This is a genomic window from Comamonas sp. CMM03, assembly GCF_019218715.1.
GTDB lineage: Bacteria > Pseudomonadota > Gammaproteobacteria > Burkholderiales > Burkholderiaceae_C > Comamonas > Comamonas terrigena.
Window position 1 is genome coordinate 820,307 of the sequence record NZ_JAHUXB010000002.1, and the last position, 20,131, is coordinate 840,437.

General features: G+C 65.2%; 14 protein-coding genes. 3 read left to right on the forward strand and 11 right to left on the reverse strand.

Features of this window, described 5'->3' with window-relative positions; translation table 11 throughout:
• Positions 1-58: 58 nt before the first annotated feature.
• Positions 59-1,237, forward strand: coding sequence for an MFS transporter (locus KW830_RS10590; protein ID WP_218333110.1), 1,179 nt, complete (start codon positions 59-61; stop codon positions 1,235-1,237).
• A 204-nt stretch (positions 1,238-1,441) separates the two neighbouring features.
• Here KW830_RS10590 and uvrA read toward each other — a convergent pair whose 3' ends face one another.
• The 4 genes from uvrA to KW830_RS10610 form a co-directional block, all read right to left on the reverse strand.
• Positions 1,442-7,381 (reverse strand): excinuclease ABC subunit UvrA, encoded by a 5,940-nt coding sequence (gene uvrA / locus KW830_RS10595; RefSeq protein ID WP_218333111.1) that lies wholly within the window; start codon positions 7,379-7,381, stop codon positions 1,442-1,444.
• A 226-nt stretch (positions 7,382-7,607) separates the two neighbouring features.
• A complete protein-coding gene (locus KW830_RS10600; protein WP_066539996.1) occupies positions 7,608-7,835 on the reverse strand; it encodes a hypothetical protein in 228 nt (75 codons plus the stop codon).
• A gap of 165 nt (positions 7,836-8,000) precedes the next feature.
• The gene (locus tag KW830_RS10605) at positions 8,001-9,032 is read right to left on the reverse strand and encodes a porin (RefSeq protein ID WP_218333112.1); all 1,032 of its coding nucleotides are present in this window, start codon (positions 9,030-9,032) and stop codon (positions 8,001-8,003) included.
• Positions 9,033-9,297: 265 nt separating this feature from the next.
• A complete protein-coding gene (locus tag KW830_RS10610; RefSeq protein WP_066539990.1) occupies positions 9,298-10,986 on the reverse strand; it encodes an MFS transporter in 1,689 nt (562 codons plus the stop codon).
• 311 nt (positions 10,987-11,297) lie between these two features.
• Here KW830_RS10610 and KW830_RS10615 point away from each other — a divergent pair, with 311 nt between their 5' ends.
• Positions 11,298-11,612: a DUF485 domain-containing protein gene (locus tag KW830_RS10615; protein WP_066539987.1), complete on the forward strand. Its 315-nt coding sequence runs from the start codon at positions 11,298-11,300 to the stop codon at positions 11,610-11,612.
• Entirely contained in the window at positions 11,609-13,351 is a 1,743-nt protein-coding gene (locus KW830_RS10620; RefSeq protein WP_218333113.1) for a cation acetate symporter, read from the forward strand. The genes KW830_RS10615 and KW830_RS10620 overlap by 4 nt, the downstream gene beginning before the upstream one ends.
• A 132-nt stretch (positions 13,352-13,483) precedes the next feature.
• Here the strand turns inward: KW830_RS10620 and KW830_RS10625 are convergent, their stop codons facing one another.
• From KW830_RS10625 to KW830_RS10655, 7 genes are all read right to left on the reverse strand, one after another.
• A complete protein-coding gene (locus KW830_RS10625; RefSeq protein ID WP_370626113.1) occupies positions 13,484-14,152 on the reverse strand; it encodes a 3'-5' exonuclease in 669 nt (222 codons plus the stop codon).
• On the reverse strand, positions 14,149-15,966 hold the full coding sequence (locus KW830_RS10630; RefSeq protein WP_218333114.1) for a DUF294 nucleotidyltransferase-like domain-containing protein: 1,818 nt from the start codon (positions 15,964-15,966) through the stop codon (positions 14,149-14,151). Before KW830_RS10630 ends, KW830_RS10625 begins: the two co-directional genes overlap by 4 nt.
• 11 nt (positions 15,967-15,977) lie before the next feature.
• Positions 15,978-16,622 (reverse strand): 2-hydroxychromene-2-carboxylate isomerase, encoded by a 645-nt coding sequence (locus tag KW830_RS10635; RefSeq protein ID WP_218333115.1) that lies wholly within the window; start codon positions 16,620-16,622, stop codon positions 15,978-15,980.
• 35 nt (positions 16,623-16,657) lie between these two features.
• Positions 16,658-16,921, reverse strand: coding sequence for a DUF1289 domain-containing protein (locus KW830_RS10640; protein WP_218333116.1), 264 nt, complete (start codon positions 16,919-16,921; stop codon positions 16,658-16,660).
• Positions 16,918-17,430: a YbaK/EbsC family protein gene (locus KW830_RS10645; RefSeq protein WP_218333117.1), complete on the reverse strand. Its 513-nt coding sequence runs from the start codon at positions 17,428-17,430 to the stop codon at positions 16,918-16,920. Before KW830_RS10645 ends, KW830_RS10640 begins: the two co-directional genes overlap by 4 nt.
• Positions 17,430-18,362, reverse strand: coding sequence for a hydroxymethylglutaryl-CoA lyase (locus KW830_RS10650; protein WP_218333118.1), 933 nt, complete (start codon positions 18,360-18,362; stop codon positions 17,430-17,432). The genes KW830_RS10645 and KW830_RS10650 overlap by 1 nt, the downstream gene beginning before the upstream one ends.
• Before the next feature lie 81 nt (positions 18,363-18,443).
• The gene (locus KW830_RS10655; RefSeq protein WP_218333119.1) at positions 18,444-20,066 is read right to left on the reverse strand and encodes a sulfatase-like hydrolase/transferase; all 1,623 of its coding nucleotides are present in this window, start codon (positions 20,064-20,066) and stop codon (positions 18,444-18,446) included.
• Positions 20,067-20,131 lie beyond the last annotated feature (65 nt).

A 20,131-nucleotide genomic window follows, 5' to 3' on the forward strand; every position in this document is an offset into this window, starting at 1 on the left:
AGCGACAACGCGCACAGTCACCCCCCTACCGTTTTCCATGTTTCACAGGACAATTTCCATGCCGCTCTCTCTTCTGGCCCTGGCCGCCGGTGCCTTTGGCATTGGCACCACGGAATTCATCATCATGGGTCTGCTCACCCAGGTCAGCAGCGACCTGGGCATCAGCATCCCCACGGCCGGCACCCTGATCTCGGGCTACGCCGTGGGCGTGGCGGTGGGCGCCCCGGTGCTCACCCTGCTCACCCGTCACTGGCCGCGCAAACGCCTGCTGCTGGGGCTGATGCTGATCTTCATCGCCGGCAACCTGGCCGCCGTCATCGCCCCCAACTACCTGTCGCTGATGGCCGCGCGCGTGCTGACCTCGCTGACCCATGGCACCTTCTTTGGCGTGGGCGCCGTGGTGGCCACCGGCCTGGTGCCAGCGGAGAAAAAGGCCTCGGCCATTGCGCTGATGTTCTCGGGCCTGACATTGGCTACCCTGCTGGGGGTCCCTGCCGGCGCCTGGATCGGCCAGCACTTTGGCTGGCGCATGGCCTTCGCCGCCGTGGCCGCAATTGGCGTGGTGGCTTTCGCCATTCTGGTGGCGTTCGTGCCGCGTGACCAAGGCCGCCCTGTCGTGCCACCGCTGCAACAGGAACTGGCCGTGCTGCGCAATCCCCAGGTCTGGCTGGGTCTGGGCATCACCGTGTTCGGCTTTGCCGGTGTGTTTGCGCTCTACACCTATATCGAGCCGCTGCTCACGCAGATCACCCACATGGACGGCAGCCTGGTGGCACTGACGCTGCTGCTGTTTGGAGCCGGTCTGGCCGCCGGCAACCTGCTGGGCGGCAAGCTGGCCGACCGCGGCGTGATGCGCGCCCTGGTGCTGAGCATTGCCACGCTGGCCGTGGTGCTGGCCGCCGGCCGCTGGGCCTTTGGCCACAGCGCCGTGGCCATGGTTTATGTGGTGCTGCTGGGTACGGTGGCCTTTGCCACCGTGGCCCCCATGCAGATGCGCGTGCTGCAGCAGGCCGGCGCGCAAGGTGCCAACCTGGCGTCCAGCCTGAACATTGCCGCCTTCAACCTGGGCAATGCCCTGGGCGCCTGGGTGGGCGGCCTGGTGCTGTCGGGCATCGGCCTGCTGTCCCTGGGCTGGTCTGCGGCCGCGCTCACCGTGGTGGGACTGCTCCTGGTGGGCTGGAGCCAGCGTCTGCCATCCACGGCCGGCGCCATGCCCGTGGCCGTGGTGGGCCACTGACATCGCCCCCAGGGAATCGCCGGTCGTGCACCGTTCCTGGGCATGACCGGCCACAGTGGGAAGCCCCCTGGCATAAGGCCTGGTCTGGCGCCCCACACCGCCACACGCCAGGGTGCCCACCGGCACACCATCGCGTAACCCTTGCCGGAAGGAGCCCCCTTGGCCTGCCGCGTCCTGTAGGGTCGGCAGGCCATTGGGCTTTTCTCAGGTCCGCGCCAGCACCGGCGCCAAGGCCTTGCCGGTGTGGGTTCCGGCCTTGACCAGGTCTTCCGGCGTGCCCGCGGCCACGATCTGGCCGCCGCCGGTGCCGCCTTCGGGGCCCAGGTCGATGATCCAGTCGGCTTCGGCAATCACATCCAGGTCGTGCTCGATCACCACCACGCTGTGGCCGGCATCCACCAGGCGGTGCAGCACCCGGATCAGCTTGTCCACGTCGGCCATGTGCAGGCCCACCGTAGGTTCGTCCAGCACATACAGCGTGTGCGGCGCCTTGTTGCCACGCTTGGTGACGTCGTCGCGCACCTTGGTCAGCTCGGTCACCAGCTTGATGCGCTGGGCTTCGCCCCCAGAGAGCGTGGGGGAAGGCTGGCCCAGCGTCAGATAGCCCAGGCCCACATCCTTGAGCAGTTGCAGCGGATGGGCGATGTTGGGCATGGAGGCAAAGAAGGCCACGGCCTCGTCCACTTCCATCTGCAGCACGTCGCCAATGCTCTTGCCACGCCAGGTCACGGCCAGTGTCTCGACGTTGAAACGCGCGCCGTGGCAGGTTTCGCACGGCACTTTCACATCCGGCAGAAAGCTCATCTCGATGGTGCGCATGCCCTGGCCCTCGCACGCCGGGCAGCGGCCTTCGCCGGTGTTGAAGCTGAAGCGCCCGGCCCCATAGCCGCGCGCCTTGGCTTCCAACGTGTCGGCAAACAGCTTGCGGATGGTGTCCCAGAAGCCGATGTAGGTGGCCGGGCAGGAACGTGGCGTCTTGCCGATGGGCGTCTGGTCCACTTCCAGTACGCGGTCGATGACCTCGGTACCGGTCACGGTCTTGGCGCCCACCAGCTTGATGCGTTTGCCCGCCTCCATCTCTTCGCGGCCGGCCCGGGTGGAATTCTGTGCCACCAGCGTGGCCACATTGGCCAGCAGCACATCGCGCGCCAGCGTGGACTTGCCGGATCCGGACACCCCTGTCACTGCCACCAGGCGCTTCAGCGGCACGCTGGCCTCCACCTCTTGCAGATTGTGCAGCTGGGCACCCGCCACCGTCAGCCAGTGCAGCGGGCCGGTCGTGGACACCGGCTGCCCCAGCTGGGCATTGGCCTCGGCACTGGCGGCCTGCAGCGCCGCGGCCGCATCGGCTGCGATCTGCTTCTTGGTCCGCTTCTTGGGCTTCGCGCCGTCAGCGGGCGCAGCAGCGGCCCCGGTGTCGAGCGTGGCGGCATCCACCATGCCCAACACCGGCCGGCGGGGCTGGTAGGGGTGGCGCATGGCGTGCAGCAGATAGCGGCCCGTCTGCGAATTGGCGGCCGCCATGATGTCGGCCGGTGTGCCCTGGGCCACCAGTTCGCCACCGCGCTTGCCGGCGCTGGGGCCGATATCGATCACATGGTCGGCGCGGCGGATGGTGTCTTCATCGTGCTCCACCACCACCAGGGTGTTGCCCTTGTCGCCCAGCTTGTGCAGGGCGTTCAGCAGGATGTGGTTGTCGCGGGCATGCAGGCCGATGGTGGGTTCGTCCAGCACATAGCACACGCCTTGCAGATTGCTACCCAGCTGGGCGGCCAGGCGGATGCGCTGCGCCTCGCCACCGCTCAGCGTGGGGGCGCCGCGGTCCAGCGTCAGATAGCCCAGCCCCACCTCTTCCAGGAATTCGAGGCGGCCCAGGATTTCGGGCAGCAGATCGCGGGCGATATCGGCCTCGCGGCCCGTGGGCTGCAGCGCCTGGAACCACTCGCGCAGACTGGTCACCGACATCTGGCCCAGCGCCGTTACCGACAGCCCGTGGAACAGCACGGCCCGGGCCGTGGGGTTCAGGCGCGTGCCCTTGCAGGTAGGGCAGGTGGTTTCCTGCAGGTCTTCCACCTCCTGGCCATCAAACGTCAGTTCACGGCCGCGGTTGTCTTCGGCCAAGGTGCTGTCGTCGTAGACCTTGCGCTGTTCCTTGGTCAGCTTGACCCCCGTGCCCACGCAGTCCGGGCACCAGCCGTGCTTGCTGTTGTAGCTGAACAGACGCGGATCCAGCTCGGCATAGCTGGTGGCGCAGATCGGGCAGGCACGCTGGGTGGAGAACACCTGCAGTGTGCCAACGCCCTTGCCCTGGTCGGCGGCGGCAATCGCCGTTTCCAGGTTGTCGATGCCCGACAGCACATGCACCACGCCCTTGCCGATCTCCAGCGTTTTGGCCAGCTGCGTGCGCAGCGCCGCCTCGTTGGCGGCCGTGACCTTGACGCTGGCCACCGGCAGCTCGATGGTGTGCTCCTTGAAGCGGTCCAGGCGCGGAAAGCCGGTGGTCGGCAGAAACGCGCCATCCACCCGCAGGTGCGTATAGCCCTTGGGGCGCGCCCAGTCGGCCAGCTCGGTGTACACGCCCTTGCGCGCAATCACCAGCGGCGCCAGCAGGCCGATGTGCTGGCCCTTGAAATGGCCCAGCAGCTGTGCAGCGATGCGTTCGGGCGTTTGCGGCTCCACCGCGGCGCCATCGTGCACGCAGTGCTGGGTGCCCAGCTTCACGTAGAGCAGGCGCAGGAAATGCCAGACCTCGGTGGTCGTCCCCACGGTGGACTTGCGCCCGCCGCGCGACAGGCGCTGCTCGATGGCCACGGTGGGCGGAATGCCCCAGACCGCATCCACCTCGGGCCGGCCCGCCGGCTGCACGATGGAGCGTGCATAGGCGTTCAGCGACTCCAGGTAGCGGCGCTGGCCTTCGTTGAACAGGATGTCGAACGCCAGCGTGGACTTGCCCGAACCCGACACCCCGGTCACCACATTGAACTTGCCGCGCGGGATGTCCACGCTCAGGTTCTTCAGGTTGTGTTCCTTGGCATTGACGATCTCGATGGCATTCTTGGCTACGGAGGCCGAAGCCGTTGCGGCCCGCTTGGAGCGCTCGGTCTTGGTGAGCATGGGCGCCACTTCTTCCACGCGCTGGCCGCCCACCCCCATGGCCTGGTCGTACTCGCGCAGCGCCTGGGCGGTGTGCGACGTCTTGACCTGGCGCACCTCTTCGGGCGTGCCCTGGGCCACGATCTGGCCACCGCCATCGCCGCCTTCCGGCCCCAGGTCGATCAGCCAGTCGCTGGCCCGGATCACGTCCAGATTGTGTTCGATGACGATCAGGCTGTTGCCGGCTTCCAGCAGCTTGCGCAGCGCGCGCATCAGCTTGGCAATGTCCTCGAAGTGCAGCCCGGTGGTGGGCTCGTCGAACAGGAACAGTGTGCCCTTGCGTGCCAGCTTCTGTTTGGACTTGGATGCCGTCCGCGCGGCTTCGGCCAGGAAGCCCGCCAGTTTCAGGCGCTGCGCCTCGCCCCCGGACAGCGTGGGTACGGGCTGGCCCAGCTTCACGTATTCCAGGCCCACATCGACGATGGGCTGCAGCGCGCGGATCACGTCCGCATCCTGGCTGAACAGCAAGGCCGCCTCGGCCACGGTCAGCTCCAGCACATCGGCCACGCTCAGAGAGCGGCCACCGCGCTCCAGCGTGATTTCCAGAATCTCGGACCGGTAGCGGCTGCCGTTGCAGTCCGGGCAGCGCAGGTACACGTCCGACAGGAACTGCATCTCCACATGCTCGAAGCCCGATCCGCCGCAGGTGGGGCAACGCCCGTCGCCACTGTTGAAGCTGAACTTGGCCGCGTTGTAGCTGCGTTGCTGCGACAGCGGCGTCAGCGCGAACAGCTCGCGGATGCTGTCCCAGGCGCCCACATAGCTCACCGGATTGGAGCGGGCCGTCTTGCCGATGGGGGACTGGTCCACGAACACCACATCGGCCAGGTGATCAGCCCCCAGCAGGCGGTCGTGCGCGCCCGGGCTGTCGGTGGGCTTGCCGAAGTGGCGCATCAGCGCAGGCGCCAGAATGTCCTGGATCAGCGTGGACTTGCCGGATCCGGACACACCGGTCACCGTCACCAGGCGCTGCAGCGGGAAGTCCACGTTCAGGTTCTGCAGATTGTGTTCGCGTGCGCCTTCCAGAATCAGGCGCGGCGTGGATTCGGTCACCATGCGCTTGATGCCGAAACCCACCTGCTTGCGGCCGCCCAGGTAGGCACCGGTCAGGGTGTCGGCCCGCTTCAGTTCTTCGGGCGTGCCGTCGAACACGATGTGGCCGCCCTTGGCACCGGGGCCGGGGCCCATGTCGATCATGCGGTCGGCGGCGAACATCACCGCCGGGTCGTGCTCCACCACCACCAGCGTGTTGCCGGCATCGCGCAGGCGGTGCATGGCCTGGGTGATGCGCTCCATGTCGCGCGGATGCAGACCGATGCTGGGCTCGTCCAGCACAAACAGCGTGTTCACCAGCGAAGTGCCCAGGGCCGTGGTCAGGTTGATGCGCTGCACCTCGCCGCCGCTGAGCGTGCGGCTCTGGCGGTCCAAGGTGAGATAGCCGATGCCCACATCCACCAGGTAGCGCAGGCGGGTGCCGATTTCCTCGTTCAGCAGCTTCAGCGCCTGCAGTTCGCCTTCGGCCAGGCCCATCTGGTCAGTGAGTTTCAGGCTGTCAAAGAACTGGCTCAGCCGGGTGATGGGCAGGCGCATCAGGTCGTGCAGGTTCAATCCCGGCAGGGCCTGCAGCTGTGCGGGCGACCAGTCCACGCCCACCGGCATGAAACGCTGTTCGGCCGGCAGCACCGCATCGGCCTGCGGCTTGCCGCCGATGCGCCACAGCAGGCTTTCGGTCTTGAGCCGCGCGCCCTGGCAGGCCGGGCATTCCGTGTAGCTGCGGTACTTGGACAGCAGCACGCGGATGTGCATCTTGTAGGCCTTGGTTTCCAGGTACTCGAAGAAACGGCGTATGCCGTACCAGGTCTGGTTCCACTTGCCGTTCCACTGGGGCGAGCCGTCGATCACCCAGTGCTTCTGCTCAGCCGTGAGCTTGCTCCAGGCGATATCGCGCGGAATGCCTTCGGCCTCGGCATGGCGCATCAGATCGTCCTGGATCTCTTTCCAGGCCGGCGTCTGGATGGCCTTGATGGCACCGGTGCGCAACGTGAGCTTGTCATTGGGAATCACCAGTCCCCAGTCCACGCCGATCACCCGTCCAAAGCCGCGGCAGCTTTCGCACGCGCCCACGGCCGAGTTGAACGAAAACAGCGAAGGCATGGGTGCCGTGTAGCTCAGATTGCTTTCCGGGCAATGCAGGCCTTCGGAGAACTTCCACAGGTAATGCTCGCCCTCTTCCGGCATCACATACACCGTCAGGCGCCCGCTGCCGCGCTTGAGCGCCACCTCGATGGCCTCCATGGCCCGGGCACGTTCCACACGGCTGGTGCGAAAGCGGTCGGCCACCACGTCCAGCACCTTGATTTTTTCGGGGGCCACGGCCTTGGCCTTCTTGCCCTTGGCCGGCACGTCCGCTGCAGCGTGTGCGCGCTCCACCTCGCGCTCGGCCTGCACCTTGGTGAAGCCGCTGGCAGACAGCCACTGCTCCACTTCTTCGGCCGAGGTATTGGCCGGCAGTTCCACCGGGAAAGTCAGCGCAATGCGCGGGTCGCCTGCGGCCTCGCAGCGCTGCTGCAACGCGGCGTAGATCGTCTCTGCCGTGTCGTGCTGCACCGGCAGGCCGGTGGCGCGGTCGAACAAATGCGCAGCGCGGGCGAACAGCAGCTTCAGGTGGTCATTCAGCTCCGTCATCGTGCCCACCGTGGAGCGCGAGTTGCGCACCGGATTGGTCTGATCGATGGCAATCGCGGGCGGCACGCCTTCCACCCGGTCCACGGCGGGCTTGTCCATGCGGTCCAGAAACTGGCGCGCATAGGCACTGAAGGTCTCGACGTAGCGGCGCTGCCCTTCGGCAAACAGCGTGTCGAACACCAGGCTGGACTTGCCCGAGCCGCTGGGGCCGGTCACCACCGTCAATTCACCGGTGCGGATGTCGAGGTCAACGTTTTGCAGGTTGTGCTGGCGTGCGCCACGGATGCGGATCTGGCCCTGGGTCATTGCGGTGTACTTTTCGGAAGGAGGCCGAACATTCTAGGCACCTGTACCGCATCCCTCCCGCATTCCGGGTCGTCGCTCTTCAAACAGGAGCAGCCTCTGCGCTTGCATGCTGCACAAATCGCGATGAGGCATCCCCTCCTCCGGCCCCAAGCAACAAAAAAGCCCCTGCGTTGCGACAGGGGCTTGGCAGCAGGCGCATGCGACGCCCTCATCGGCTGTGTGGGCCTTACTTGGCTTCGGCCGGTGCTGCGGGCGCCGCCGGTGCCTCGGCAGCCGGTGCGGCGGCAGGCGCTTCTGCGGCCGGTGCGGCAGGCGCTGCAGGGGCAGGCTCTGGCACATGCACGGCATCGGCACCGTGCTTTTCGCCGCTCATATCCACCTTGTCACCGGCCTTCATGATCACGAACAGGCTCACTGCGGCAAACACCACAAAACCCACAACAATCTTCCACATGCTTTGTCTCCAATCATCTTGTGTACCAACAATGGCGCAATGGCCGGCGGGCTCTGGACCAAGAAAAAGGCCCTGCGTTGTTGCCAACGCAGGGCCTGCACCTTGAAGCAGACCAAGGCCGATTGAAACAGCCTTGGATTGCAAGCAGCTTACGCTGCCCGGTGATTAGAAGTTGTGGCGGACGCCGACGCCGAAGCTGGAGGCATTTTTGCCAGCCCCAGCCGTGCCCACACCACCGTAGGTGGCGTTGTCCTTGTTGTTGATCTTGGTGTAGGCAGCGTACACCTTGGTGCGCTTGCTCAGGTTGTAGTTGTAGCCCAGGATGAATTGGCTGGCACCGGTGTCATCACGACCGCCGATGTTGCCGGCGTGGCCGTAGCCCACGGCAATTTGCGAAGCACCGAAGGTGTAGCCACCGGTCAGGCGGAACAGATTGCGCTTGCCGAAATCGCCGAGTGCACCAAAGCCGCCAGTGCCAGTGGGGCTGATATCAAAGCCGACATTGTCCGAGCGCTGGTAGTAGCCGCCGATTTGGAAGTCGCCGATCGTGTAGTGGGCACGCAGACCATACTGCTTGGCATCGCCCAGCTTGGTGTAGCCAGCACCCAAAGCCAGCGGACCGCTTTCCCAATTGGCAGCAACGTCATAAGCGTTCTTGTTGGCGTAGGGGCCGGTGGCATTGATGCCATCAGCCTTTTCGTGGAAGGACATTGCACCTTCCAGGGTGAAGCCACCCAGCACTGGTGTGCGGTATGCAATCTTGTTGTCATCACGCATCAGGTAGCTGTACAGCTGGTCCGAGAAGAAGCCGGTGTCGTGGTTGGGCTCGTCCAGCACACCGTAGTCAGCCACCGCGTAGTAGGACTCTGCAGTCCAGCGACCCAGGCGCAGCATACCGAAGTTGCCCGACAGGTTCAGTTCGCTTTGGCGCTTGAAGTTCAGGGGGCCGGAGCCATCATCCGAGCCAAAACCGGCTTCCAGCTGGAAACCAGCCTTCAGGCCGCCGCCCAGATCTTCCACGCCCTTGAAACCGATACGCGAAGCGTTGTTGAACATGCCGGTGGTGCTTTGATCACCGATCTTCTGGCGTTCGATCGAGGTGTTCAAACGACCATAGATGGACACACTGCTTTGAGCCAGAGCAGCCGAGGTACCGCACACGGCCAGAACGGCCAGCATCAGACGTTGGATCTTCATTGGATTTCCTTGTGGATGGTTTCAGTTCGTTGGTGCCAGCGGGGCCGAAGGCTTGAGGCGCTATGCCTTGCTTCTGACGGCTGCTAGGTAGACAAATTGTAGGTGGCATGTCGCCCAAAACCCTTGCCAGCTGGGCGCAAAAGCGGCATCTGATGTTTTGCAACAACACCGCGCACCAGCATGCACCAGCCACAAAAATCAAACCCCGACGGCTTGCGCCATCGGGGTGCAGATTCATTCAGGCTTGCGCCCAAATGGTGCGTCTTCAGTCTTCGGCGTAGATGTCCACGTCCTTGGTTTCACGCAGGAACAGGGTACCGATCACGGCCGTCGCACCGGCGATGATGATGGGGTACCACAGGCCGTTGTACATATTGCCGGTCTGCGCCACGATGGCGAAGGACATGGTGGGCAGCAGGCCGCCGAACCAGCCATTGCCGATGTGGTATGGCAGGCTCATCGAGGTGTAGCGGATGCGGGTGGGGAACATCTCCACCAGGATGGCAGCGATGGGGCCATAGACCATGGTCACCAGCAGCACCAGATAGAACAGGATCACGATCATCATGACCTTGTTCATCTTGGCGGGGTCAGCCTTCTCGGGGTAGCCGTCGTTCTTCAGTGTTTCGCTCACGGCCTTGTTGAACTCGGCGCCCTTGGCCTTCAGTTCATCGGGGCTCAGGCCCTTGAGCGAGTAGCTGGGGATGGTGTGGCTGCCGATCTTGATCACGGCCGGCGTACCTGCCGGAGCGACTTCGCTTTCATAGCTCACCGAACGGTTGGACAGGGCTTGCTTGGCCACGTCGCAGGAGCTGGTGAACTTGGTCGTGCCGGTGGGGTTGAACTGGAACGAGCACTCGGCCGGGTCTGCCACGATCACCACCTTGTTGGCGGCCTGTGCGGCGGCCAGCGCCGGGTTGGCGGCTTCGGTGAGCATCTTGAAGGCGGGGAAGTAGGTCACCACGGCCAGCACGCAACCCATCATGATGATGGGCTTGCGGCCGATCTTGTCCGACAGCGTGCCGAAGACCACGAAGAAAGGCGTGCCCAGCAGCAGCGCGGCAGCGATCATCAGGTTGGCCGTCACGGCATCGACCTTCAGCTGCTGCGTCAGGAAGAACAGGGCATAGAACTGGCCGGTGTACCACACCACGGCCTGGCCGGCGGTCAGGCCCACCAGGGCCAGGATCACGACCTTCAGGTTCTTCCACTGGCCAAAGGCTTCGGACAGGGGGGCCTTGGAGACCTTGCCTTCGGCCTTCATCTTCTGGAAGGCGGGCGACTCGGACAGCTGCATACGGATCCACACCGAAATGCCCAGCAGCACCAGCGACACCAGGAACGGAATGCGCCAGCCCCAGTCTTGGAAGGCTTCTTCACCCACGGTGGTACGCACCCCCAGGATCACGATCAGCGACAGGAACAGACCGATCGTGGCCGTGGTCTGGATCCAGGCGGTATAGGCGCCGCGCTTGCCGTGCGGTGCATGCTCGGCCACATAGGTGGCAGCACCGCCGTACTCACCGCCCAGTGCCAGACCTTGCAGCATGCGCAGCACGATCAGGATGACCGGTGCCGCCACGCCGATGGCTGCGTAGTTGGGCAGGATACCCACGATGAAGGTGGACACACCCATGATCAGGATGGTCACCAGGAAGGTGTACTTGCGACCGATCATGTCGCCCAGGCGGCCGAACACCAGCGCGCCGAAGGGGCGCACGATGAAGCCGGCAGCAAAGGCCAGCAGCGCAAAGATGAAGGCCGATCCGGCATCCAGCCCGCTGAAGAACTGCTTGGCAATGATGGCTGCCAGCGAACCGTACAGGTAGAAGTCGTACCACTCGAAAACGGTTCCGAGTGACGACGCGAAAATCACTTTGCGCTCTTCGGGCGTCATGGGCCGGGCTGTGCCCGCCCCCTGCGCGCCGACGCCCTTTGCTGCGTTAATGGCCATGTTTGTCTCCTGATGTATGAATATGTAACGAGCCTTGGCGACAGGCACGTAAATTCACTATCCATCAGCAGATTGACACCGCTCTGACGTGATTCTTACAGAGATTGACGCCGAACTGAACCGGTTCTTACAGCTTTGGTGACAACCCTAGGGCTTGTTTTCTTGATGTGAAAATCCAAGGGCAAACCCTGCGGCTTATGTTGCACTGCCGTAAGTGCAAGGTCAGTAGTACTACCCAGAATCGTCTGCGGTGTCGCAGTGAGCATTTATGCCTATTGCGGCGCAGAAACAAACCGCAGGAGACATAACTCATGACCGATACCGTGGTCACCAAAATCCAGCGCAACCCGAAATATCTGGAGTTGCGCAGCAAGCGCAATCGCCTGGGGTTGGTGCTGACTGTGCTGATGCTGCTCGTCTATTACGGCTATGTGGCGCTGATTGCATTCGACAAGGAATTTCTGGCCCAGCCACTGAGCAGCTCCGGCGTGACCACCCTGGGCATTCCCATTGCCCTGTTTGTGATCGTGTTCACCGTGGCCATCACGCTGTTCTATATCCGCCGCGCGAACAATGAGTTCGACCAGCTGACCCAGCAAATCCTGAAGGACGCCCAGTCAAAATGAAGAGCTCCCTGCAACGCACGCTGGCAAACACGCTGGCGACCTCTCTCATGCTCTCGGCGACGGGCTCTGCCCTGGCCGCCGGTGGCGACATTGGCGACACCGCCAAGCAAGCCACCAACTGGACCGCCATCGTTCTTTTTGTGGCCTTTGTGGCCGGCACCCTGTGGATCACCAAGTGGGCCGCCTCCAAGACCCGCTCTGCCGCCGATTTCTACACCGCTGGCGGCGGCATCACCGGCTTTCAGAACGGCCTGGCGATTGCGGGGGACTACATGTCTGCCGCATCGTTCCTGGGCATTTCCGCCCAGGTCATGATCAGCGGCTACGACGGCCTGATCTACTCCATCGGTTTCCTGGTGGGCTGGCCCATTCTGACCTTCCTGCTGGCCGAACGCCTGCGCAACCTGGGCAAGTTCACCTTTGCCGACGTGGCCGGCTACCGTTTTGCCCAAGGTCCTTTCCGCATGTTCGCCGCCAGCGGCACCCTGGTGGTGGTGGCTTTCTACCTGATCGCCCAGATGGTGGGTGCGGGCCAGCTGATCAAGCTGCTGTTCGGCCTGGACTACTGGATCGCCGTGGTGCTGGTGGGTGTGCTGATGATGGTCTATGTGCTGTTCGGCGGCATGACCGCCACCACCTGGGTGCAGATCATCAAGGCCTGCATGCTGCTGGCCGGCGTGACCTTCATGGGCTTCATGATCATGTCCAAGTACGGCTTCAGCTTTGAAACGCTGTTCGCCGAAGGCGTGAAGGTGAAGACCGCGATTGCAGAAGCCGGCGGCAAGGAGCCCGATGTGGCGGCCAAGCTGGGCCTGTCCATCATGGGCCCCGGCGGCTTCATCAAGGACCCCATCTCGGCCATCAGCTTCGGCATGGCGCTGATGTTCGGCACGCTCGGCCTGCCCCACATCCTGATGCGCTTCTTCACGGTGCCGGATGCCAAGGAAGCACGCAAGTCCGTGGGCTGGGCCACGGTGTGGATCGGCTACTTCTACATCCTGATCTTCATCATCGGCTTTGGCGCCATCACCATGGTGCTGACCAACCCCGAGATGGCCGACACCGTCAAGGGCGTCATCAAGGGCGGCGCTGGCACGGCCAATATGGCGGCCGTGCTGGTGGCCAAGAGCGTGGGCGGCGATGTGTTCTACGGCTTCATCTCTGCCGTGGCCTTTGCCACCATCCTGGCCGTGGTGGCGGGTCTGACGCTGTCGGGCGCCTCTGCCGTGTCGCACGACCTGTACGCCACCGTGTTCAAGAACGGCAAGGCCGACAGCGCGTCGGAACTGCGCGTTTCCCGCCTGACGACGCTGACACTGGGCGTCATCGCGGTGCTGCTGGGCATTGTGTTCGAGAAGCAGAACGTCGCCTTCATGGTGGCCCTGGCCTTCGCGATTGCGGCATCGGCCAACTTCCCCGTGCTGCTGCTGTCGGTGCTGTGGAAGGGCTGTACCACCAAGGGCGCCGTCATTGGCGGCTTCCTGGGTCTGGTCTCCTCCGTGGGCCTGACCATCGTGTCGCCCTCGGTCTGGGAAGCCACGTTCGGCAACCCTCCCGGCTCGGCCTGGTTCCCCTACACGTCGCCCGCCCTGTTCTCGATGACCATCGGTTTCGTGGGCGTATGGCTGTTCTCGGTGCTCGACAAGAGCGGCCAGGCGGACAAGGAACGTGCGGCTTTCGAAGCCCAGCAAGTGCGTTCGGAAACCGGGTTCGGCGCATCGGGCGCATCGGGCCACTAAGCCCCTCGCAGCGCGGCGGCTGCCGCGCTGGCACCATGCAAAAGCCGGGTTCGAGAACCCGGCTTTTTTCATGCCCATGGCCTGTGGCCCCGCGTGCCCTTGTGTTCCGCGGCGCTTGTCACCGCACCGCTCTCACCGCGCGCCCTGCAGCTGGCGCAGTTTGATGAAGGCCAGTGCGGCCATCACCGCATCGTTCACGGCATCGTGCGCACGGCTTTGCGGCAGGCCGAGGTCTCGCATCAGCGTGTCAAAGCGCAGATCAATCTCCGGCGACTGCTGCCGGTGGGGTGGCAGCTGCCGGAATTTGTGGTCGTAGTAGAGTGCGGAAACTTCGTTCCGTGGCTGCGGCAGCGCAATACCCAGCAAGGGTCGCAGCACCCGGTTGATCATCGCCAGATCGAACTCCAGGTAGTAGCCCACCAAGGGCCGGCTGCCGATGAAATGCAGCAGCTGCAACACCGCATCCTGAACGGGCAGGCCCTTGGCCAGATCCCGCTCACGCAGCTGGTGGATGCGCACGCTGTCGGCACTGACACCATGGGGCGGGCGCACCAGCAGCTCCAGCCGCTGGCTGGTCAGAATGCGCTGCCCCTGGATGCGCACGGCACCGATGGAAACAATGTGGTCCCGGCGCACATCCAGCCCGGTGGTCTCGCAGTCCAGCGACACCCACTCGTCCGGTGGCGCCGGGTCCAGCACAAAGGCCAGGGCTGGATCGGCCAGCTGGCGCAGCAGCCGCTGGCGGCGCCAGCCCTCCAGCCAGTGGCGCAGCGGGTGCCACGGGTACGGACGGGTACTCACAGCGCATCCAGACGCAAACGCTGTTGCAGCAGCGTGCGGAAACGCCGCACCACCGCCAGGGCATCCTTGAGCAGATCCCGCTCCAGGCTGCTGAGGGTGGCAGGGTCCACCTCCCCCGTCACCGGCCGGTGACGCTCGATCTCGGACAGACCTGCCTGCAGCCGCAAGCCCATCAGCAGGTGCAAGGCCTCCCGCATCTCCCGCCCCAACGGGGCGTCCAGGGTGCCATCGGCGACCAGTGCGTCGATGCGGTCCACCGTGCTGGTGGTGTCCACATGCCGCGCCAGCGCCAGACTGCGCACGCCATGGACCAGCGGAAAGATGCCTGCTTTCTTCAGATGCACGCTGCTGAATGCATCGCTGCGGCCCAGCAAGCGGTTCCACCAGCCGCCGGATTCGCCAAAGCTGTCGATCACCGACGCAAAGCGGGCAATCAGGGCATCGTTGTCCGTGGCCAGACTCTGCAGCTGCTGGCGCACCCCGGCCAGCAGCGCGGCATCACCGGCCACGGCATGGGCGTCCAGAAAAATGGCCAGCCGCATCAGGCTGTCGGCACTGGGCATCAGCAGCCATTCCCTGGCACGCTGGCCAAAGTCGCTGACGCTGCCGCGCCATTCCGGGTTATTCAGCATGATGTGCCCGGGGCATTCCGGGTAGCCGAAACGCTGCAGCACCGCCGAAAAGGCATGGCAGATGGCGTCCAGATCGGCCGGTGGCGTGTATCCATCGCGCAGCAATAGCCCGTTGTCCTGGTCGGTCTTGAGCAACTGCTCGCCGCGCCCTTCACTGCCCATCACGAACAGGCAGCTGTTGGCCACCAGATCGGCCGGTGCCAGCATCTGCCAGGCGCGCTCGAACAGCCGGGCATTGAGCTGCTGCACCAGTTGGGCCATCAGCGCGATGCGTGTGCCGCCGCGGTGCAGTGCCGACAGCAGTTGGGTGATCTGTGCAGCCGGGTGCTCCAGCGCCTGCAGGTCGCCCGCCTGCTCGATCTGCACCAGGATCAGGTGGGAATGGTTGGCCAGAAAGCTGAACAGGTCCAGCGCCTCCAGCATCCCGCACACCTGGCCGTCCCCGTCCAGCACCGCCAGCCGGTGCACGCGGGCGCGCAGCAGCAGTGCCATGGCATCCCCCAGCTGGTCGCTGGCCCGTACGCTGATCACCGGACTGCTGGCGAACTCGCCCACCGCCAGCTTCCCCAGGTGGCGCCCGTCGAGGATGGCGCGCTGCAAGGTGGTGTTGGAAAAAATGCCGATGCCCTGCGGCAGCCCGGACACCAGCACGCTGGTGGTGCGCTGTTCCTGGAACAGCCGGGTCACGCTGACGATGTCGGTGGCCGCATCCACCACATGGGCGGGGCGCACAAAGGCCTGCTCCACCCGCATCAGGGTCAGGGACTGCCGCTCATGCTGGTCGGCGCGCTGGGCCAGGGTCCCCAGCTTGTGGCCTAGATCGGCAAACAGCAGCGCACCGAACGCCGTGTTGCGCGCAATCAGCTCGTTGACGGTCTCGTGCGCCAGCTGGTAGGCCACCAGCTCTTCGACCACCACAAAACGGCTGCTGGCACGCCCCGCCACGAGGGCCCGGCCATCGAAGCAGTCTTCGGGCCCGTAGGAGGCCAGCAACTGCTCGCCCTCGGTCTGCTCCACATGGCCCTTGATGATGACAAACAGGTGGGTCGGCGCCATGCCCCGGTCCAGCACCACGGCCCCTTCCGGAAAGTAGGCGATGTCGACACCGCTGCAGACCAGGGCCTGCTCGTCAGGCGTCAGACAATCGAACGGGGAAACGGCGAAATTGAAGGCATTGGGCATAGCGCAGGCATTCAAGCCTGCAAGCCTTGCTCCACGCTTGCAGCCGCCTCCCAGCGGCCTTGGGTGAACCAGCCTCCGCCCTGCAGGTAGTCCCGCAGCATGGGCAGGCCATCCACCCCGAAGAAGGTGCGGCCGTCCACGCTCACTGTGGGAACGCCGAACACGCCCGCGGCTGCGGCCTCTTCGGTATTGGTGCGCAGCAGGCCCTTGGCGCGCTCTGCGGCCTGCGCATCGGTGCGCAGCTGCGCCGCCAGGCGCTCACGCAAGGCGGCGATGCGCTCCGCCCCCAGCGCGTCGCCCCCGCCTTCCCACACATGGCGGAACAACGCGTCCGCCGTGAAGCGGTTGATGCAGCCGTCCTCGCTGCACTCCAGAGCCAGACGCAGCAGGGGCAGCGGGTTGAAAGGGTGGCGCTGCGGCATCTGCAGCGACGTGCCTTGCGCATGGCCCAGCCACTCGGCATGGCGGTAGGTCCATGCCCGCTTCGGAGGAATACCGGCAGGCCCGGGGTTGGCGTGCTGCTTCAACAACGCGCCCAGCAGCACCGGACGGTAGCGCACATGGCAGCTGATGCCCTCCAGCTGCGCAGGCAACTGGGCGAACGCCAGCCAGGCATAGGGCGACACAAAATCCAGATAGAACGTGATCTCGCGCATCTGCGCCTCCCTGTGCCGCTAGGGCGTTATTCGGCTCACAACGTGGGCTGTGCCATACCGCAACGCTGCAGCACGGCGCCCCAGATCTGGCGCTGTGTGGCGGCGTCGGACTTGCCCCACTGGCGCAATTCATCCAAGGTGCGCAGGCAGCCGACGCAGTGGCTGCGGTCGTCGTCCATGCGGCAGACCGAGATGCAGGGCGAAGGCGGCGCCTCCAGGGCATGGGCGTCCAGCAGGCCCTGGCCCAGCACGGTGCGGGCCTTGTCCAGCAAGGCATCGGGTGGCAAAGGACAGCTCATGCACCCTCCCCGGCCGGCAACTCCACCACATCCACCACCGGCGCACCGGTCAGTTGCTGCAGCGCCACCATGTCCAGCGGAAACACCGCATGCGGATGCCCAGCCGCCGCCCACAACACCTCAAAGCGCGCCAGGCTGGCGTCAATCACGGTCACCGGCGGCTGCAGATGCGCCACCGGGCTCACGCCGCCAATGGCAAAGCCGGTGCGCGCCTTCACATAGTCGGCATCGGCGCGCCCCACCTTGCCCACCAGGGCCGCCAGCTTCTTCTCGTCCACGCGGCGGTCACCGGCCGCCACCACCAGCACATGGACGCCATCTTCCTTGCGCTTGAAGACCACGCTCTTCGCCACCTGTCCCACGGCAATGTCCAGCTGGTCCGCTGCTTCCTGCGAGGTCCGGGCCGCACCATCCAGCATCTGCGGGCCGTGCGCATGGCCGGCCTCCTGCAGATAGCGCGCGACGCGCTGCACGCCTTCCGGCAGGCTATGCAATTCCGATCCGCACATCACACGGCCTCGCAGACTGCGCTGCTCGCGCGCTTGGCCAGCACGGCCTTGGCCACCCGCGACTGCGTGGGGCGCCCCAGGTGTTCGCTGATGAACGCTCCGGCATCGATCAGCTGGTCCAGATCGATGCCCGTGTCGATGCCCATGCCGTGCAGCATGTAGACCACGTCTTCGGTCGCCACATTGCCCGTCGCCCCCTTGGCGTAGGGGCAGCCGCCCAGACCGGCCACCGAGGTGTCGTACTGCCACACGCCCATGGCCAGTGCGGCCAGCGTGTTGGACAGCGCCTGGCCGTAGGTATCGTGAAAATGGCCCGACACATCGTTGATGTCGAAATGCTGCAGCGTGGCTTCGATGGCCTTGCGCACCTTGACCGGCGTGCCCACCCCGATCGTGTCCGCCACACCGATATGCTGCACGCCGATGCCCTTCATCAGCCCGGCCAGATAGGCCACGCGCTCCGGCGCCACCTCGCCCTCATAGGGGCAGCCCACGGTGCAACTCATCGCACCGCGCACGTAGATGCCGGCGGCACGGGCCGCTTCCACCACGGGCGCAAAGCGCTCGATGCTCTCGGCAATGGAGCAGTTGATGTTCTTCTGGCTGAACGCCTCGCTGGCCGCACCAAACACCACGATCTCGTCGGGCCTGGACAACACGGCCGCCTCGTAGCCTTTCAGGTTGGGCGTCAGCACCGAATAGCGCACCCCTGGCTTGCGCGCGATGGCGGCCATCACCTCGGCGTTGTCCGCCATCTGCGGCACCCATTTGGGCGATACAAAGCTGGTGACCTCGATCTCGGTCAGACCCGCATTCTGCAAACGGTGCACCAGCTCCACCTTGACGGCGGCCGGCACAGGCTGCTTCTCGTTCTGCAGACCGTCGCGGGGGCCGACGTCGACCAATTTCACGCGTTGGGGATAACTTGTCATGGCTGTCTCCTGTTCAGATTCACATCGTCGGGCGATGCGCAAGCGGATGGGGCGTCATCGTGGCGGTATCCGCTGCAGCGGCTAGGGCGTGGCAGCGGGATGCTGCTGCGCCACCTGGGCAAACCAGTCGTCGCAGCCGTTGTGCGCTGCCGTGGGTGGGTAGGGGCCGTCACCCGCCGGGCTGACGTGGCTGGCCGTTCCCTTGTCCACCGCATGCACCTGGTAGCCCAGCAGATCCTGGACCACGCCCGTGTAGAGCAGATTGGTCTGGCGCAGACTGCCGTCAGGGGCCACGGCATGGGCGGCCACCTTCTGCAATTGTCCCCACCACTGCGGCTGCTGCTGACGCAGGGCGGCATTCCCCCAGACCAGCAACGGGACTTCATACGCGCTGCGGGTGCTGCCATGGGTGTAGGAACCGCCGCATTGCGGGAAATTCTGTCCATGGTCCGACACATACACCAGCGCGGCGCGCACCCCGGGAAGGGCGTCCAGCCGGGAAATCCAGTCGGCCAGCAGGCTGCTGGAATAGGCAATGCTGTTGTCGTAGGGGTCTTCCCACTTCGCAAATTCCGGAGGGTAGCGCTTGTTGACCCGCGGGTGGCTGCCATACATGTGCAGCGTGATCAGCGCAGGTTGCCCCGCCGCCTGTTGCTGCAGGCTGCTGGCCAGCAGCTCCGTCAACGCCCCGTCCTGCAGGCCATCCTGCAGGTTCACAAACCGGTCGGAACGCTGGCGGAATGCCGCGTGCGCAAAACTCAGCGACATGCCCGAAGCACTCTGGTTGCTCAACGTCTCCACGCGGAAGCCGGCAGACCGACCTTGGTCCAGCACGGTCACCACCCCGGACTCCGGCATCTCGGCCATGCGCTGCCCGGTCAACAAGACCGGCACCGTCTTGCCGGTGTTGTTGCCATTGGCCGTCACCGGCAAGGTCACCAGCCCGTCACGCCAGGGGCGCAGCGCTGCATTGGTATCGTTGCCCTGGTAGCCCAGCAGGGACCAGCGCTGGGCGCTAGCGCTTTCGCCAATCACCATCACCACCACATCGGCCATGGGCGCAGCGGCGGGAGGGGCCATGGGCGGAATGCGGTAGATCGATTCCGCGGCGTGGGCGTACCGCGCGTACGATTCGCCCAGGGTCATGGGGTACACCCGGTCCACACGGCGCAGCGTGCCCTCCAGGCCATAGCCCTTGGCCACCCCGGTGGTTGCCAGCACGCCCCACACCAGCCAGCTCGCCCAGCCCACACCCCGCAGCAACCGCCCCGTCAGCAGCGGCGCGCGGCGCCACAGGTGCACGGCCGCGGCCACGGCAGGAAGCAACCAGCACAGCAGACTCGCCAGATCCTGCAGCCGGTAGGAGCTGGCGTACTCCCAGGCCTCTGTGGTGGAGGCACCCAGCACCGAATACCAGAAGAACTCGTCCGGCGCTGAACGCACGGCGTAGAAATAGCCCAGATAGCAGGCCCCCACCAGCACCAGCACCCATGCCGCCACGCGGGTCAAGGGACGCCACAGCAGGCAGCCGCACCACAGCAGGGCCGACAGCGCCACATCCCCCAGGGTGCGCGAGGAGGGCCACATCCACACCAGCGGCAGGAACAGCCACAGCCAGGCCAGCGCCGTCACCCAGCCGCCCCCTCGGGAGACGGAGTGGCGGGCATTCAGGGGAGCCAAAGTGGCATGGGGACGCATGTTCATTCCAGGATTCCAGCTTCACAACGGGCCGCATTGTTGCCCACTTGGGCCCGCTCTGCGATCCCGCC

Bases quoted from the DNA above. Each gene is read 5' to 3' on its own strand.
- KW830_RS10590 (WP_218333110.1), top strand. From the start codon at position 59: ATGCCGCTCTCTCTTCTGGCCCTGGCCGCCGGTGCCTTTGGCATTGGC.
- uvrA (WP_218333111.1), bottom strand. From the start codon at position 7,381: ATGACCCAGGGCCAGATCCGCATCCGTGGCGCACGCCAGCACAACCTG.
- KW830_RS10600 (WP_066539996.1), bottom strand. From the start codon at position 7,835: ATGTGGAAGATTGTTGTGGGTTTTGTGGTGTTTGCCGCAGTGAGCCTG.
- KW830_RS10605 (WP_218333112.1), bottom strand. From the start codon at position 9,032: ATGAAGATCCAACGTCTGATGCTGGCCGTTCTGGCCGTGTGCGGTACC.
- KW830_RS10610 (WP_066539990.1), bottom strand. From the start codon at position 10,986: ATGGCCATTAACGCAGCAAAGGGCGTCGGCGCGCAGGGGGCGGGCACA.
- KW830_RS10615 (WP_066539987.1), top strand. From the start codon at position 11,298: ATGACCGATACCGTGGTCACCAAAATCCAGCGCAACCCGAAATATCTG.
- KW830_RS10620 (WP_218333113.1), top strand. From the start codon at position 11,609: ATGAAGAGCTCCCTGCAACGCACGCTGGCAAACACGCTGGCGACCTCT.
- KW830_RS10630 (WP_218333114.1), bottom strand. From the start codon at position 15,966: ATGCCCAATGCCTTCAATTTCGCCGTTTCCCCGTTCGATTGTCTGACG.
- KW830_RS10635 (WP_218333115.1), bottom strand. From the start codon at position 16,622: ATGCGCGAGATCACGTTCTATCTGGATTTTGTGTCGCCCTATGCCTGG.
- KW830_RS10640 (WP_218333116.1), bottom strand. From the start codon at position 16,921: ATGAGCTGTCCTTTGCCACCCGATGCCTTGCTGGACAAGGCCCGCACC.
- KW830_RS10645 (WP_218333117.1), bottom strand. From the start codon at position 17,430: ATGTGCGGATCGGAATTGCATAGCCTGCCGGAAGGCGTGCAGCGCGTC.
- KW830_RS10650 (WP_218333118.1), bottom strand. From the start codon at position 18,362: ATGACAAGTTATCCCCAACGCGTGAAATTGGTCGACGTCGGCCCCCGC.
- KW830_RS10655 (WP_218333119.1), bottom strand. From the start codon at position 20,066: ATGAACATGCGTCCCCATGCCACTTTGGCTCCCCTGAATGCCCGCCAC.